Genomic DNA, 15,620 nt, shown 5'->3' with positions numbered 1-15,620 from the left:
CCGTTAGTTTGCCGTCTTATAGGATTTCATTTTCAGATAAGCTGACAAGTATTTTTGTCATATTTGTTTTTGTCACTCTGCCGATTACTTCAAAGCCCTTATCTGTATCTTTGATGACAGGCAATGCATCAATTTGTTTTTCTATCAAATGCTTTGCAATGTCCATCACATAATCCTCACGCCTGCACACCGTAATATTCGGCATCCTTGTCATGATGATGTGAACAGGGACAGATGTAAGCTCCTGCTGGCCTATGCTGGCTCTCAGCAAATCTTTTCGCGAAAGCACTCCGACTAAAACAGCATCGCCGTCCACCACAAAAAGAGTACCCACGTCTTCTAAAAACATGGTGCAAATCGCATCGTACACTGAAACATTTTCGTGAATTACGACGGGGATAGATTGGAAATCTTTCACCTGCAGCTTTTTGAGTTTATCCGCCAAAAGCTGGGTACCGGTTTTCCCAGTGTAAAAATAACCGACTCTCGGGCGCGCCTCGAGGAATCCTGACATGGTGAGTATGGCTAAATCCGGTCGCAATGTTGCCCTGGTGAGGTTCAGCTTTTCTGCAATATGCTCCCCTGTAATCGGCCCGTTTTCTTTTACAATCTGCAAAATATGTTCTTGCCGTTTATTTAGTTCGATCGTACTCACCACCTTTTCACTTCATATCTTATGTAAAGAAATAATAATCCATATTATATCGTAAATATCTTGTCATCAAACAAAAAAAACTTATAAATAGGGAAAAGACGATTACCGATCACACAGCAACCGCCTTTTCTCTCTTTATTTTACAATAAGGGCATTCATATTCGCAAAGGACTTGATTTCATCCGCCAAGCTTACCATTTGCGCTAAACGGTTTGCCTTTAATGTCTCGTTATCTGCTATAACCATTGTATGATCGAAGTAAGCCTCAATCGGTTCTTTTAAGGCTGCAAGTGATGCAAGCGCCGCCTCGTAATCTTTTTTGCTGAAGTTTTCCCGCAGGTTTTGCTTTACTGTTTGGTAGGCATCAAACAGTTTTGCTTCGTATTCATTTTCAAACAGATCAGGCTGAATGTCTCCGCGAACCCCTTTTTTGCTGATAGAGATCACTCGGCCTAAAGCCTCAGCTGTTTCCTTAAAGCCCGGCGCACCAAGCTTTTGCTCCAGCACTTGTGCTTTATGCACCGCTGAATACGGCTCAAGCTCAGAGCTTTCCAGCACAGCATCGATGACATCGTGTCTGATCTGTTCAGCATTCAGCACATATTTGAGGCGCTGAGTAAAGAAATCCAGCAGGTCATTTTCTTTTTCTGTTTGGACGAAAGTAAGCAGCTCTTCAAACGAAATCCCCCAGTTGCGGTCAAGGAGAATCGCAACAATACCGCTCGCTTGTCGGCGCAGCCCGTAAGGATCCTGAGAACCGGTCGGAATAACACCGATAGAGAAAAACGAAACGATTGTGTCAAGCTTATCAGCCATTGCTACAACAGCTCCGGTAAAGGTGGATGGCGTTTCTCCTCCTGCTGATCTCGGCATATAGTGTTCATTCACTGCCACAGCTACAGCTTCAGCTTCACCGAGCATTCTCGCATATTTCTCACCCATAATTCCTTGGAGCTCAGGGAATTCGTATATCATATGTGTGACTAGATCGAATTTAGAAATTTCAGCAGCCCGCTTTACATGTTGTAATGTGTCTTCATCAGCTTGAAGACGGACAGCTAGCTTTTCCGCGATTGAAGTAACTCGTCTAACCTTATCAGCAAGCGAACCAAGCTCTTCGTGGAAAACAATGTTTTCCAGCTTCTTCACGTTTGCATCAATATTTAGCTTCTGATCTTCCTTGTAGAAGAATGAAGCATCAGATAAACGCGCGCGCAGCACTTTTTCATTGCCTCGAGCAACATTTTCAATCGCATGGCTGTTCCCGTTTCGGACTGTAATAAAGTGAGGCAGCAAATCACCGTTCTTGCCTTTGACAGGGAAGTAGCGCTGGTGCTCCTTCATTGTCGTGACAAGCACTTCCTCAGGAATTGACAGAAACTCAGATTCAAATGAACCGTAAAGAGCTGTCGGGTATTCTACTAAATGGTTTACTTCATCAAGAAGGGCTTCGTCAACTGGAATGCTCCAATTGTTCTCTGCAGCCATCGCTTCCAACTGAGATTGAATCATTTGTTTTCGGACGTTAGGATCAGCAATCACGTGCTGTTCTTTCAACTGCTCTTCATAGGCTGAAGGCGATTCAATTGACACTTCATGTCCGAGGAAACGATGTCCCTGTGTTAAGCGTCCAGACTCAACATTTGTGATTGAAAATGGAATGACATTCTGCCCGAATAAAGCGACAATCCATTTGATTGGACGGATATAACGCAAATCTTCATTGCCCCAGCGCATGTTTTTCGGGAAATGCAAGCTTGTAACTAAACCGCTCAATTCCGGCAGAAGCGATTTCGTTTCTTGGCCGGCTTGGAATTTTTGCACAAACACATACTCTGTGCCTTTTACTTCTTTGATATATAGGTCTTTTACATCTGCTCCCTGGCCTTTTGAAAAGCCGATTGCCGCTTTCGTCCAGTTACCGTCTGCATCAAGGGCAATTTTTTTCGCAGGCCCTTTCGCTTCTTCTTTTATATCATCCTGCTTTTCTGCTACATCCTTGACGAATACTGCAAGACGTCTCGGTGTGTTAAAAAGCTTCACTTCACCGTGAGTGATATTTTTTTCTTCAAGCCAGCCTGTCAGCTTGTCGCCAAGCTGAACCATGCCATCATGTAAAAAGCGCGCCGGCATTTCCTCTAAACCGATCTCTAAAAGTAAATCCTGTTTACTCATGAGAAGAGCCCTCCCCTTTAAGCATTGGGAACCCTAGTTTTTCTCGTTCCTCATAATACGTTTTTGCTACTTTTCTTGCTAAATTCCGCACTCTTGCGATATAGCCTGTTCGCTCGGTAACAGAAATCGCACCTTTGGCATCAAGCAGGTTAAAGGTGTGCGAGCATTTCAATACATAATCATATGCAGGATGGACAAGTCCGTTATCCATTTGCTTGATCGCTTCTTTTTCATACGTGCTGAACAATTGGAACAGCATATCGACATTAGACGTTTCAAACGTATAAACGGAATGCTCATATTCTGCCATCATGAATAAATCTTTTACTGTAAATCCTGGCGTCCATTCTAAGTCGAAAACATTTTCTTTATCCTGTATATAAGACGCGAGGCGCTCAATTCCGTATGTAATCTCTACAGAAACCGGTTTACACTCTAGTCCTCCGACCTGTTGGAAATACGTGAATTGTGTGATTTCCATCCCGTCAAGCCATACTTCCCAGCCGAGACCCGCGCAGCCTAAAGATGGATTTTCCCAATTGTCTTCAACAAAACGAATATCGTGCTCAAGAGGATCAATTCCAAGAGCGCGCAAGGAATCTAAATACAGTTCTTGAATGTTATCAGGAGATGGTTTAATAATGACCTGAAACTGATGATGCTGATACAGTCTGTTCGGGTTCTCCCCATAGCGGCCGTCTGCAGGGCGTCTGGAAGGCTCTACATAAGCCACTTTCCACGGCTCAGGGCCGATACTGCGCAAAAACGTATATGGGCTCATCGTGCCGGCCCCTTTTTCTACATCGTAAGCCTGCATAAGCACACAGCCTTGATTAGACCAATGCTTTTGCAATGTTAGAATCATGTCTTGAATATTCATTTCAAGCACCTCCACTTTTCCTTCATAAGATGACTGCGGCAGCAACCAAAAAACTCCCGTCTCTATGCTTGCCAGCCGCAAACATAGGGACGAGAGTTCTCCCGCGGTTCCACCCTAGTTGCTGAGAACGAAATCCCAGCCTCTTTTTTCAAAATTGCTCAAGAATGCCTTTCGTTGCGTGCTCATCCTTAGCTTACACCGCCCTAAGGTCGCTTTCATGAGGGTAACGCAAGTACTTCTTTCTCTCACTGCAACATATTGTATAATAAATGATCATATAAAAAGATGGACCAGATGTCAACTTTTGTTTTCACCTAAAAGATGCTTCATGCTTTCCATTTGATCTAAAAATCGCTTTGATTTTAAATATAATCCTGAATATTCTTCATAATATAAATCGATCACTTGCTTTAATTCAGCTTTTGTTTCTTGCTTTAAAGACACATTGCCCAGCCTTGACAGATCAAAGTAATAAAACAGTCTCAGCAGCCTTGCCGTTTGCGGTTTAATCGGAATTCTGTAAGGATCTTTATCAAAACAGCGATGGCAAATAAAACCGTTATCACGGACAGAGAAGTGAAACATCCCATCCTGGCTTTTACAATGCACACAATGATTCAGCTCAGGATACAGTCCCATGACATTAAACATCTTCATTTGAACAATGAAGGCGATGACATCCGGATCTGTTCCATCATCCAGCTGTTTAAATGATTCTAGAATAAATTCAAACAAATAAGGATTTGGCTTCTTTTCTTCTGTGCCTTTGTCGACAAGCTCAGCAATATACGCAGCATATGCTGTTAAAAACAAATCTTCCCTGATGCCTCTCATGCTGAGGATCATTTCACCCTGCTGAAGCGTTCCGAGGCCCGTTGTTTTTTGCATTAAGAATGAACCATACAAAAAGGGCTGGCTAACTGCTGATAAACGGCTGTTCGGTTTTTTAGCGCCTCTTGCCATAACACCTATTTTTCCGTGCTCTCTTGTCAGCAATGTAACGATTTTATTCGTCTCTCCGTAATCATTTGTGCGAAGAACGATTCCTTCACATTTTGTCAGCATTTCCGCACCTTCCTAAAGCAGGAGCGGCCAAGAGGTTTAAAAAATTGGATAGTCAAATCGGGCTAGCTCATCTTTTAATTCTTCGGGTCTTTCTATGTTCTCTTTTTCCAGCTCTTTAAAAAGAAGATACGTATCAACATTTCCTGTTTGCGAAAATACGTTCCAGGTAAAATTCAACACAAGAAACCCACCTTTCAGTTGTTAAACTAGCTTACCTAAAGTCCAAATTCTTACCTTTATCTTGACCAGATGTCCCCCATTTCATGTTAAACAAAATTTACTAATGCATCCCTTTTCCTGTGAGATAATGACACAGCAAGCGGATTAATATTCGTCCTCATTAAAACCAAAATCGCGTAGCTGAGACATTTTATTACGCCAATCTTTCTGTACTTTCACCCACAATTCAAGGTAGACACGAGAGCCTAACAGCGCTTCAATATCTGCTCTCGCTCTTTTTCCAACCTCTTTTAGGAGGCTTCCCTTTTTCCCGATTACAATGCCTTTTTGCGAATCCCGCTCAACCACAATTGTAGCAGCCACATGTATGGAACCGTTGTCCTGCCCTTTGATGGATTCGATGGCCACAGCAATACTGTGCGGAATCTCTTCTCTCGTCAGATGCAGCACCTTTTCTCTGATTAATTCAGAAATAATAAAGCGCTCTGGGTGGTCGGTCACCTGGTCACTCGGATAAAATTGCGGTCCTTCCGGCAAATATGCTTCAATCTGAGTGAGCAGTGTTTCGATATTATTTCCTTCTAAAGCTGAAATCGGAACAATTTCCTTAAAAGGATAACGTTTTCGGTACTCGTCAATTAGGAGAAACAATTGATCAGGATGAATTTTGTCAATTTTGTTTACGATTAAAAACACTGGCGTTGACATCTGCTGCAGTTTTTCAATGATGAATTCATCGCCCTTCCCGTATCCTTCCTCGGCATTGATCATAAACAAGACCAAATCGACTTCTTTTAATGTATTTTGCGCCACTTTCATCATAAAGTCTCCAAGCTTATGCTTAGGTTTATGAATTCCTGGTGTGTCAATAAAAATCGTTTGTGATGTGCTTGTCGTCAAAACTCCTTGCACCTTGTTTCTCGTCGTTTGGGGCTTATCGCTCATAATCGCGATTTTTTGCCCAATAACTCTGTTCAAAAATGTAGATTTCCCCACATTTGGTCTTCCGATAATGGATACAAACCCTGATTTAAAGCTTTCGTTCGTCATGTAAATCCTCCGATGAAAATGCGCCTGGCAATAATTCTTCCACTGTCATTTCTTTTATTTGTCCTTGTAAATTAGTCAGCACGACCATAACGTCCTTTGCGCAAAGCTCAGAAATCACCTGGCGGCAGGCTCCGCACGGAGATACCGGGCCAGGGGTGTCAGCCGCAACAGCCAGCATCTGAAACTCTGTATCCCCTTCAGAAACAGCTTTAAATAAAGCGGTACGCTCAGCGCAATTGCACATGCTGTATGCCGCGTTCTCGATGTTGCAGCCTTTGTACACTTTTCCATCCTTGGTAAGAAGAGCGGCTCCTACTTGAAACTTGGAATACGGCGCATATGCCTTATCACGCGCTTTTAAAGCTTCAGCTATTAATTCTTGTCTGTTCATGTGTACATGTTCCTCTCTTACCTATATGGTACCGCTATCACTTTATATTTTACATAATCGCGCGTTTTTTTTCACGCCCATTTCTAAAAATGTAAAATAAATGTAAGAATTTTCAACTATTATAACTTTGGCAAAAAAATAAGTAAACCAATGATACACGAAATAACGGCAAAAACGCAAACTGCCCCGGCGGCAGCGTCCTTAGCCGCTTTTGCAAGAGGGTGATGTTTATCTGTTACTAAATCAACCGTATGTTCAATGGCTGTATTTAAAAGCTCCAGGGAAAACATTCCTCCGATCAAAAGGAAAATAACCACCCATTCCATTGAGCTGAGCTCCACGAGGAAGCCGCAAATGAGAACAGCGCAGGCTGCTGCGGCATGAAATTGAAAATTCCGCTCCGTCCGCGCTGTTTCCCAGATGCCTCGGCCTGCATGCACAAAGCTTTTGAAGAATCGCATCAGCTCATTTCTATGATCTCTTGAGTCCATAGGCGTCCAGCAAATCCTTTTGCTTAGTAAACATCTCCTTTTCCTCCTCTTTCGTCATATGGTCATATCCTAAAAGATGCAGAAATCCGTGCACAGCCAGAAATCCAAGCTCTCTTTTAAAAGAATGGTTATACTCCTCTGCTTGCTCTCTTGTGCGATCCGCACTGATGATAATATCACCTAAAACCGGCGGCATGTCTGCTCCGACAATTTCAACTTCGCCTTCTCCCTCTTCTTCAAGAGCAAATGAGATGACATCTGTCGGTGTATCCTTTCCGCGGTATTCTTTATTGATCTGCTGAATATCTTCATTAGAAACGATCGTGACAGACACTTCAGCCTCATCCTGAATGCCTTCACGATCAGCGGCAAATTGAAGCAGATTTTCTACTTCTTTGAGCATCTCTTCAGAGACACTCCCCGTTTCATCAACGATATCAATCAGTAAACTCATCTATTTCACCTTCTTAGTAGCCTCCGGATATTCAATCCGGGAGTGGAAAATTCCTTTTAATGTTGCACATAGCGTTTTTGCAATAGTATCCAGTTCTTTAAATGTCAAATCGCATTCACTGAACTGTCCGTCCTGCAGTTTATCGGATATAATACCCCGGACAAGCTTTTCAATCCGTTCAGGGTTTGGGTTGTGCATGGATCTGACAGCCGCTTCAACACTGTCAGCCACTGATATAATCGCGGCTTCCTTTGACTGCGGCTTCGGTCCCGGGTAACGGAACTCCTCTTCTGTAATCTGGTCTCCTTTTTCTTTCGCTTTATAATAAAAGAACTTTAGAAGCGATGTTCCGTGATGCTGTTCAGCAATGTCTACAAGCTCTCTCGGAAATTTATAGCTTCTCAGCATGTTCGCGCCGTCAGTGGTATGCGAAATGATAATATTTTTACTCAGCTGAGGTGACAGCTTGTCATGCGGATTGTCTATATTCATTTGGTTTTCAATAAAATATTGAGGACGCTTTGTTTTACCGAGATCATGATAATACGCGCCGACTCTTGCAAGCAAACCATTAGCCCCAACCGCTTCACAAGCAGCCTCTGACAAATTGGCGACCATTACACTGTGATGATATGTACCTGGCGTTTCTGTTAATATTTTGCGCAGCAGCGGATGATTAGGATTAGACAGTTCAATCAGCCTCACAGTGGATAAAATGCCAAAGCCTGTCTCAAAAAATGGCATCAGACCGATAATCAATACAGACGTCGCAAATCCCGATACAACACCCATGAGCATTAACGTGCCGATTTCAAGGCCCGACAGCGCAGTGTTTTGGATTAATAACAAGGAAAGAACGACAACCATATTAATAAACGCTACGAAAAGTCCGGTCTGCAAAATCTTTGATCTGGCATTTTGTTTTCCTAAAAATAAAATGCCTGAAATCCCGCTGATTAAATAGTAAATTCCTATGACGTAGTTAAATGTACCTGTTACACCCTGATTAAACATCATACTTCCGGAAATCGCAAGAATGATACTTCCCAAAATAGCGATGCGTTCATTCATAAGCAGTTTGATTAAGATCGCGCCCGCCGCAATGGGAACAAGATAGCCGATATTATGATACTCCATCTTCTGAAATAAACTGACAACCTCCATAATAACAAGCAAAAGCGTTATGATAATGGAGAACAGCAGGATGGATTGATTTTTATACTTCAAGTCTTGCTTCTGCTTTTCAAAATAATACACAAGGGTTGCAATGAAAAGTCCGATCATAATCAATAGGCCGCTGATCGGTTTAAAGAGATTTGAGTTATTTAATAACCCAGTCAGCTCAAGCTTTCTGTACACTTCCCGATCAATGAGGTCATTTTCCTCCACAAGCACCTGCCCCTGTTTGATCTGAACCTGCTGGACATTATCTGACGCTTCCTGCCGTTTTGCTTCTGTCGCTTTCGGATCGAAGACATAATTCGGAATAATAGCAAAACGCCCGATTTCCGTCGCAGCGCCCAAATATTTTGAGGGGATAGAATTGCCCTTTAGCTCTTTTTCTACTTTATCCTTCGCATCAGTTAGTTTATCAGATGAGATTTCACTGCTCATGACCATATTTACTGCCGTAATGACCGTATCTCTGACAAAAGAAAACTCTTCCTTGTCTGCTTTCAGCAATGTCTTGATGGAATTCTCTGATATGGAATCATTCACATCGGACGTTAATTTGTTCTTTACAGACTTAACCATTGATTTTTCCGATGGTGATTTGCTGTCCTCTTCCGATGATTTTTTCACTTCGCTGATACTGTCGAATATAGACGACACAAGGTCAATCCGATTGTCTGCATATTCTTTTTTCAGCGTGTATTGATCTTCAACCGCATCCTCAGCGGCTTGCTTTTTTTCCTCTGTGGCTTTTTGATCTTCCACGGTTGCCGGAGCGTAAATGGTCTTGTCGCTGACAGAAAACAGGTCTAAATCAAGTGTTTCCGGCTTAACATGTACAAAGAGTAAAGCAAACATAATAGCAGCCAGCAGAAGATACAATAGTACATGCATAGAGCGGGCATTTTTAAAGCTGTCCCATTTTTTCGAGCTACTTTTGGTCTTCCCCTTCTTTTTCAACACAAGAACCTCCTCTTGAAACATCAAGCCCACTAAGCAATCATAAAAATGACCCGATAACGCGCGATCGGGTCATTCAGCATTAATTTTGCTTATCGTATGCTTCAATAATTTTCGCAACGAGCGGATGTCTGACCACGTCTGTCTGGTCTAGCTCAATCATAGAAATGCCGTTTATCCCTTTTAGCATCTCCTTCGCTACTGCAAGCCCCGATTTGACGCCTTTCGGCAGATCAATTTGACTAATGTCACCTGTAATGATCATTTTAGAGCCAAAACCCAGTCTCGTCAAAAACATTTTCATCTGAGCAGGTGTGGTATTCTGTGCTTCATCAAGTATAACATACGCATCATCAAGCGTCCGTCCCCTCATATATGCAAGCGGGGCAATTTCAATGGTGCCCCTTTCCATCAGGCGTTCTGTATGGTCTGCTCCAAGTACATCATGAAGAGCGTCGTACAGCGGGCGCAAATAAGGATCTACTTTTTCTTTGAGGTCACCCGGGAGAAAACCAAGGCTTTCACCGGCTTCCACAGCAGGTCTTGTTAAGATGATTTTTTTGATATGGCCGTTTTTTAAAGCATGGACTGCTTTTACGACAGCCAGATATGTTTTTCCGGTTCCCGCCGGGCCAATGCCGAATACAAGGTCATTTTGCTTCATAGCAGCCACGTATTCCCGCTGCCCCATCGTTTTTACACGGATTGGTTTGCCTTTTGCGGTTTTTGTAATTTCTTCTTCATACATGCTTTCAAAGTATTCAAGTTCATCCTTCTTTGCCATTTTGACGGCGTAAATTACATCACGTTCAGAAATCTCTATCCCCTTGCGAATTAAAGCGAGGAGCGATCCCAGCAGCTTGTCTGCAATCTGATACGATTCTTCATCGCCGGAAACATAAATGGTTTCACCGCGCGTAATGATATTTACATTCAGATCTTTCTCCATCAATTTCAAAAAAGAATCTTGGTTCCCGAACAGGGAAAGCGCCTCGTCCGGGCTTTTCAGTTTTTGATTCATCGCAAGTAAATGTTCTGTCATTCTTCAGTCTCCCTGACAATAGGTGTGGTTTGAACAATATCTTCTATAACTTGGTAGAGAATAATCAACTTTACTTTACCATTCTCGACAGTCTGGTGCAAAACTTTTTCATTCTTCACCTCGCCGTTTTCGCCGATTTTATCCTCTACATCCTGTTTACCCAATTTAATGCCTTCTTGAACCGCTTCGTCTTTCGTATATTTTCGCAAAGCCTCTTCACTTTCTCTCGTTTGCTCTTTGAGATAGGATACAGGGAGCGTAAATCCGAGAAAATTCAGCGAATGTTTTTCTAGCTCTGTTTTCGGATGTTTCAATTCCTCTTTTTTTAACGTCATGCCCCATATCGGGATTGCCAAAGAACCAAAAGAAAGCTTGTGCTTTGTCCTTACTTTGCCCGTATAGACGTTAAATAATGTTTCGAGCGGGACTGTTACCTCGGATCTGTACCAAGTTTCTCCGTAAATTTTTGCCTTTGAGGCGACTTCCTGCTGATTCTCTTCACTGCCTATCAGTCCTGAGACAAGAAGCTGGCCCTTTTCCACATGATCATGGATGGCGGCCATTGGCTGTCCTTTTTGCACATACATTCTTGTAATGGTCGCTTTCTTTTTGGCGACAATATCGCGCGGGCTGACATACTTTTCTTTTTCGGGTTCATTTTTCTCCACGACTTTCATATGGATGGTCGTCCCCTTCAAATCAACTCCGACCCAAGTGATATTGTCTATCCCATTGGTTAACGACTTTTGTATTTTTTCAGGTGACATCATGAAAAACTGCAGGCGCCCCTTTTTGACTCCGATTTCATTGAGATGCTGCCTCATCTGGTGTTCTGTTTCAGGCTCAGCACCTGTCACATCAATTTTCCACACCATATTGGAAAGCAAAAACAAAAGGATGAAAAACATCGCAAAACCGATCGTAAACCCTACATTCAGCTTTGATTTCAGCAACAGGAAAGGAAGTCCCTTCCGATTGATAAACCGGGCTTTACATGTGAATTTTCTTCTCACCCGGCGAAAGGCATGGACATCCCGAAGCTGTATATATAACGATACGGCTTCTTTCTTTTTTTTGACATGAAAGACCGGAATCTCCTGTCTTATGCATTCATTAAGAAGCCGTTCAATTCCTTTTCCCGTCAATTCAAGCTGGACCTTACCCGAAAAAAAAGACAGCCATTTATTTTTCACGATATTCCCCCCTCGACTTTATGACTCAACATATCGAACGACATCAATTGTACCCTCTAAAAGAATTTCTTCCGGCAGGATCGCTTTGATGACGAAATTTTTTCCTGATATGATGCATTGGCCCTGCTTCAGCATCAGTCTCACTTCATTTTCACTGAAAAGCAAAAGACCTCTATGGTTCTCTATGTAGATATGAAGTCTGCCAACCATTGTAATCCGCGGCAGATCCATCATAACGTCCGGGGGAATTTCCAATGCTCTTGTCAGCCAAGCTTTCAAACGATTCTTTCTCTGCCCCATACAAAAAGAACCCCCTTTCATCTCATATGTATGATTTGAAAGGGGGTTCTAACACTTTAATTTTTACGAGCCGAGCGCATCGTATGGTGAGGCTTTTTCGCCCTCGGAGGTCCGAATACCTCTCCTAAGACGATTCCCTGTACTACAGTGTCTTTATTGACCTGAAGCATTTTTTGTTTTGTGTATACTGCTTTTTGTTTAACTGCAGTAAGGTTTTGTTCCAGCCCTTTCAGGTTTCTTTCTGTTTCCCTGCGTCTTTCCTCGGCATCCCGTCTTTCCTGCTCCATAGGGTTAGAGGGAGGCACGGGAACGTCTTCTTGTGATTGCTTCTTCTGAGAAGAAGCAGTTTGTACCTGCTGAGGTTTGTTTCTATTTGGGCTGTTTTCCTTGTCCTCTTTGTTCTTTTTACCGAAAATCATAGAAATGAGTCCGATAACCGCTGCGATAATGAGCGGATTGGTCAGTATATCTTTCATCAGCGTTCTCCCTTCTTAGAGAGATTATGATTTGCGGTCTTCATCAGACGAATCTGTCGTCAGCTTGCCGAATGAATCACGCATGTCTGTGTCAGCATCGATGTTTTTGATATTCATGTAGTCCATGACACCGATATTTCCTTCACGCAAAGCTTCTGCCATCGCAAGCGGCACTTCTGCTTCGGCTTCTACCACTTTCGCGCGCATTTCCTCCACGCGGGCGCGCATTTCCTGTTCTTGAGCAACTGCCATCGCGCGGCGTTCTTCCGCTTTTGCCTGCGCAATGTTTTTATCTGCTTCGGCCTGATCAGTTTGTAAAATCGCGCCGATATTTTTACCGATGTCAACATCAGCAATATCAATCGAGAGAATTTCAAACGCAGTTCCCGAGTCCAACCCTTTTCCAAGTACCGTCTGAGAAATCATGTCAGGGTTTTCAAGCACTTTTTTGTGATTTTCTGATGAACCGATTGTTGAAACGATCCCTTCGCCAACACGGGCTACGATGGTTTCTTCCCCAGCTCCCCCGACGAGCCGTTCGATATTCGCGCGTACTGTAATTCTCGCTTTTGCCTTTACTTCAATCCCGTCCATAGCAACACCGGCAATAAACGGCGTTTCAATCACCTTAGGATTAACGCTCATTTGAACAGCTTCCAATACGTCCCGGCCGGCAAGATCAATAGCAGCACAGCGTTCGAATGTCAGTTCGATGTTCGCTCGCTGGGCGGCGATAAGCGCGTTGACAACTCTGTCAACGTTTCCTCCAGCGAGATAATGGCTTTCAAGCTGATTAGTCGTAGCATCAAGCCCAGCTTTATGCGCTTTAATCAGCGGGTTTACCACTCTGTTTGGTATGACGCGGCGAAGCCTCATTCCGACTAGCGTGAAAATACTGATTTTTACTCCGGCTGCTAAAGCTGAAATCCAAAGCATCACAGGCACAAATGTAAAAAATACAGCTAAAACAATGATCCCTACTACGATAATAGCCAGTATCATGAGTGTTGATGGATCCATATTTATTCTCCTCGTTTCTGTTTAAATTTCTCTCACAACAATACGTGAGCCTTCCACTTTCACCACTTTTACTTCCTTATCTTTTTCTGTAAACGATCCTTCTGAAACAACATCAAGGCGTTCATCATCAATAATAACAGTACCAGCAGGACGAAGCGGTGTAAAGGTTATACCTACTTTTCCTATTAAATCTGTGCGTGTTTGATTTGACACATAGCCGCTCTCTGTATTTGTAGAATCATTTAATACAAATTTCTTAAAAAATTTCATACGCTTTCCCAACACCCTTGTCAGTAAGATAAAAGCTGTAATAGAAACAGCTATGGCGATCAAGAGAGAAACCGCCATGACAGTAAAACTCCCCGCGGCTAAAAACAGGCTCGCAACAATCGCTCCTAAGCCCAGTAAACCAATGATGCCTCCGGGAAGGAAAATCTCAATCAGAATGAGAAGCACCCCTGCTATAAAGAGGAGGACCGTCTCGTATCCAGCAAGACCGGCTGCGAGATGTCCATAAAAGAACAACAATAACGCGATGAATCCAAGCGTTCCAGGAATGCCGATGCCCGGAGAAAAAAGCTCAACCGTCAAACCTAAAAAAGCGATTGTCAGCAGAACAGTAACAATGAATGGATTCGTCAGCCACCTTACCGTCTTTTCTGCAAAGCTTTCCTTCGCATGACTGATGTTTGCTTTTTCAAACCCAAGCTTTTTTACGAGCGCGGATAAATTGTCAGCCGTGCCTTCTGAATAGCCTACATCAATCGCCTTATCGGCGTTAAGTGTCAGCAGATCCCCCCGCGGGGCGCCGACTTCCTTGGCATCTATATCCGGGTCAGCCATTGCGAGCGCATACTTTGGATCGCGGTGATTTTTCACTGCAGCATCTTCCAGTTCTGCCAGCCAAAGTGATTCAGCTTTTTGGTCAGCTGCATTGCCTTTGGCATCAATAATTGCCGCCGCCCCCATTTTTCCGCCAGGCGCCATATAAATATGATCGGCTTGCAACGCAATATATGCACCGGCAGACAATGCACGTTTGTTAACATATGCAGTTACAGGAATTTCGCTTTCGGTTATCAGGTCCGCTATATCAATAGCTGATTTGACTAATCCTCCGGGCGTATTGATGTCAAGAATAATATGATCTGCATGTGCTTCTTTTGCATCTTGTAACGAACGAGACAAAAACGAAGCGAGGCTCTGTTCGACATTTTTTTCTACTGGAATTACATAAACTATTTGTTTTTCTGCTTTGGCGTGCAGCTGTACGCCTAATAAAGAAAGTAAAAATATACTCAAAAGAACAGCACGGAATCCTTTGTTCTGAAGCAAGGGCGATGTATCCCTCCTTCCTTTTATAATAAGTGCCTTCTCTCTATACGTAACAAATGTATCGAAGGTTTCATTTTTTTATGTATAAAAAAAGACATCTCTCTTAGAAAGATGTCCTTTTCTTTGCCATTTAAGACAGTTGACTGCTCACAAGCTTATTTATTAAACTTCCGTCAGCTTTACCTTTTACTTTAGGCATAATTGCCCCCATTACTTTGCCCATGTCCGCTTTTGAGCTTGCACCGACTTCAGCAATGGTTTCATTTACGATTGTACGCAGCTCTTCTTCTGACAGCTGCTCAGGTAAATAAACTTCTAAAATGTCCAGCTCTTTTTGAACTTTATCTACTAAATCTAAACGATTAGCGTTTGAAAATTCCTGGAGGGAGTCTTTACGTTGCTTAAGTTCACGAGAAAGGACAGTGAGTTCCTCATCCTCGGTCAAACTGTCTTTCTTAAGCTTAATTGCTTCATTTTGAAGTGAAGCCTTAACCATTCGAACGACAGTCAGTTTGTCTTTCTCACGGTTTTTCATATATAGCTTCATATCCTGGTTAAGACGCTCAAGAAGACTCATAAATCCACCCTCTTTTAGAATTTGCGTTTTCTAGCAGCTTCAGATTTTTTCTTGCGCTTTACGCTAGGTTTTTCATAAAATTCGCGCTTTCTTGCTTCTTGCAAAGTACCTGTCTTTGATACACTGCGTTTGAAGCGACGAAGAGCATCTTCAAGCGATTCGTTTTTTCTAACGACCGTTTTTGACATTCTCTTTCCCTCCCT

18 protein-coding genes are annotated in these 15,620 nt (G+C 42.8%); all 18 read right to left on the bottom strand.

The features are described 5' to 3' along the window. Positions 1-16: 16 nt before the first annotated feature. The 18 genes from ccpN to rpsU all read right to left on the bottom strand — a co-directional run bounded on the left by ccpN (position 17) and on the right by rpsU (position 15,605). Entirely contained in the window at positions 17-655 is a 639-nt protein-coding gene (gene ccpN, locus BTW01_RS07475) for a transcriptional regulator CcpN (protein WP_162102381.1), read from the bottom strand. Between the two features lie 135 nt (positions 656-790). Further along, positions 791-2,830: a glycine--tRNA ligase subunit beta gene (glyS, locus tag BTW01_RS07470; protein WP_162102380.1), complete on the bottom strand. Its 2,040-nt coding sequence runs from the start codon at positions 2,828-2,830 to the stop codon at positions 791-793. Next, positions 2,823-3,710 carry a glycine--tRNA ligase subunit alpha gene (glyQ, locus tag BTW01_RS07465; RefSeq protein ID WP_162102379.1) on the bottom strand — a complete coding sequence of 296 codons (888 nt, stop codon included), beginning with the start codon at positions 3,708-3,710 and terminating at the stop codon, positions 2,823-2,825. Before glyQ ends, glyS begins: the two co-directional genes overlap by 8 nt. 297 nt (positions 3,711-4,007) lie before the next feature. Then, positions 4,008-4,775 carry a DNA repair protein RecO gene (recO, locus tag BTW01_RS07460; RefSeq protein WP_162102378.1) on the bottom strand — a complete coding sequence of 256 codons (768 nt, stop codon included), beginning with the start codon at positions 4,773-4,775 and terminating at the stop codon, positions 4,008-4,010. A gap of 36 nt (positions 4,776-4,811) precedes the next feature. Continuing rightward, the gene (locus BTW01_RS07455; RefSeq protein ID WP_162102377.1) at positions 4,812-4,955 is read right to left on the bottom strand and encodes a YqzL family protein; all 144 of its coding nucleotides are present in this window, start codon (positions 4,953-4,955) and stop codon (positions 4,812-4,814) included. Between the two features lie 144 nt (positions 4,956-5,099). Further along, entirely contained in the window at positions 5,100-6,005 is a 906-nt protein-coding gene (gene era / locus BTW01_RS07450) for a GTPase Era (RefSeq protein WP_162102376.1), read from the bottom strand. Further along, positions 5,986-6,396 carry a cytidine deaminase gene (locus tag BTW01_RS07445; RefSeq protein ID WP_162102375.1) on the bottom strand — a complete coding sequence of 137 codons (411 nt, stop codon included), beginning with the start codon at positions 6,394-6,396 and terminating at the stop codon, positions 5,986-5,988. The genes era and BTW01_RS07445 overlap by 20 nt, the downstream gene beginning before the upstream one ends. A 119-nt stretch (positions 6,397-6,515) precedes the next feature. Beyond that, entirely contained in the window at positions 6,516-6,887 is a 372-nt protein-coding gene (locus BTW01_RS07440) for a diacylglycerol kinase family protein (protein WP_162102374.1), read from the bottom strand. After that, positions 6,868-7,341: an rRNA maturation RNase YbeY gene (gene ybeY, locus BTW01_RS07435; RefSeq protein ID WP_162102373.1), complete on the bottom strand. Its 474-nt coding sequence runs from the start codon at positions 7,339-7,341 to the stop codon at positions 6,868-6,870. Before ybeY ends, BTW01_RS07440 begins: the two co-directional genes overlap by 20 nt. Further along, positions 7,342-9,477, bottom strand: coding sequence for a cyclic-di-AMP phosphodiesterase PgpH (gene pgpH / locus BTW01_RS07430; protein ID WP_162102372.1), 2,136 nt, complete (start codon positions 9,475-9,477; stop codon positions 7,342-7,344). Between the two features lie 79 nt (positions 9,478-9,556). Continuing rightward, entirely contained in the window at positions 9,557-10,516 is a 960-nt protein-coding gene (locus BTW01_RS07425; RefSeq protein WP_162102371.1) for a PhoH family protein, read from the bottom strand. Further along, positions 10,513-11,709, bottom strand: a complete 1,197-nt coding sequence (gene yqfD / locus BTW01_RS07420) for a sporulation protein YqfD (RefSeq protein ID WP_162102370.1) — start codon at positions 11,707-11,709, stop codon at positions 10,513-10,515. The genes BTW01_RS07425 and yqfD overlap by 4 nt, the downstream gene beginning before the upstream one ends. 18 nt (positions 11,710-11,727) lie before the next feature. After that, positions 11,728-12,009 (bottom strand): sporulation protein YqfC, encoded by a 282-nt coding sequence (gene yqfC / locus BTW01_RS07415; protein WP_024122093.1) that lies wholly within the window; start codon positions 12,007-12,009, stop codon positions 11,728-11,730. Between the two features lie 56 nt (positions 12,010-12,065). Further along, positions 12,066-12,485, bottom strand: coding sequence for a hypothetical protein (locus BTW01_RS07410; protein ID WP_162102369.1), 420 nt, complete (start codon positions 12,483-12,485; stop codon positions 12,066-12,068). A gap of 24 nt (positions 12,486-12,509) precedes the next feature. Next, positions 12,510-13,505: a flotillin-like protein FloA gene (gene floA, locus BTW01_RS07405; RefSeq protein WP_162102368.1), complete on the bottom strand. Its 996-nt coding sequence runs from the start codon at positions 13,503-13,505 to the stop codon at positions 12,510-12,512. Between the two features lie 21 nt (positions 13,506-13,526). Beyond that, a complete protein-coding gene (locus tag BTW01_RS07400; protein WP_162102367.1) occupies positions 13,527-14,840 on the bottom strand; it encodes an NfeD family protein in 1,314 nt (437 codons plus the stop codon). Positions 14,841-14,970: 130 nt separating this feature from the next. After that, positions 14,971-15,417, bottom strand: coding sequence for a GatB/YqeY domain-containing protein (locus tag BTW01_RS07395; RefSeq protein ID WP_003230022.1), 447 nt, complete (start codon positions 15,415-15,417; stop codon positions 14,971-14,973). Between the two features lie 14 nt (positions 15,418-15,431). Next, entirely contained in the window at positions 15,432-15,605 is a 174-nt protein-coding gene (rpsU, locus tag BTW01_RS07390) for a 30S ribosomal protein S21 (protein WP_003152957.1), read from the bottom strand. Positions 15,606-15,620 lie beyond the last annotated feature (15 nt).

This window comes from Bacillus sp. SKDU12, assembly GCF_010093085.1.
GTDB classification, from domain to species: Bacteria; Bacillota; Bacilli; order Bacillales; family Bacillaceae; genus Bacillus; species Bacillus mexicanus.
The sequence above is the reverse complement of the archived record's forward strand: the minus strand, read 5'-3'. Positions and strand labels throughout refer to the sequence as shown.

What these genes read in the sequence shown, in the direction of transcription:
- BTW01_RS07395 (WP_003230022.1), bottom strand. Translation starts at nt 15,417, where the DNA reads ATGAGTCTTCTTGAGCGTCTTAACCAGGATATGAAGCTATATATGAAA.
- glyS (WP_162102380.1), bottom strand. Translation starts at nt 2,830, where the DNA reads ATGAGTAAACAGGATTTACTTTTAGAGATCGGTTTAGAGGAAATGCCG.
- floA (WP_162102368.1), bottom strand. Translation starts at nt 13,505, where the DNA reads ATGGATCCATCAACACTCATGATACTGGCTATTATCGTAGTAGGGATC.
- BTW01_RS07410 (WP_162102369.1), bottom strand. Translation starts at nt 12,485, where the DNA reads ATGAAAGATATACTGACCAATCCGCTCATTATCGCAGCGGTTATCGGA.
- recO (WP_162102378.1), bottom strand. Translation starts at nt 4,775, where the DNA reads ATGCTGACAAAATGTGAAGGAATCGTTCTTCGCACAAATGATTACGGA.
- BTW01_RS07425 (WP_162102371.1), bottom strand. Translation starts at nt 10,516, where the DNA reads ATGACAGAACATTTACTTGCGATGAATCAAAAACTGAAAAGCCCGGAC.
- yqfC (WP_024122093.1), bottom strand. Translation starts at nt 12,009, where the DNA reads ATGGGGCAGAGAAAGAATCGTTTGAAAGCTTGGCTGACAAGAGCATTG.
- glyQ (WP_162102379.1), bottom strand. Translation starts at nt 3,710, where the DNA reads ATGAATATTCAAGACATGATTCTAACATTGCAAAAGCATTGGTCTAAT.
- BTW01_RS07445 (WP_162102375.1), bottom strand. Translation starts at nt 6,396, where the DNA reads ATGAACAGACAAGAATTAATAGCTGAAGCTTTAAAAGCGCGTGATAAG.
- BTW01_RS07440 (WP_162102374.1), bottom strand. Translation starts at nt 6,887, where the DNA reads ATGGACTCAAGAGATCATAGAAATGAGCTGATGCGATTCTTCAAAAGC.
- rpsU (WP_003152957.1), bottom strand. Translation starts at nt 15,605, where the DNA reads ATGTCAAAAACGGTCGTTAGAAAAAACGAATCGCTTGAAGATGCTCTT.
- ybeY (WP_162102373.1), bottom strand. Translation starts at nt 7,341, where the DNA reads ATGAGTTTACTGATTGATATCGTTGATGAAACGGGGAGTGTCTCTGAA.
- era (WP_162102376.1), bottom strand. Translation starts at nt 6,005, where the DNA reads ATGACGAACGAAAGCTTTAAATCAGGGTTTGTATCCATTATCGGAAGA.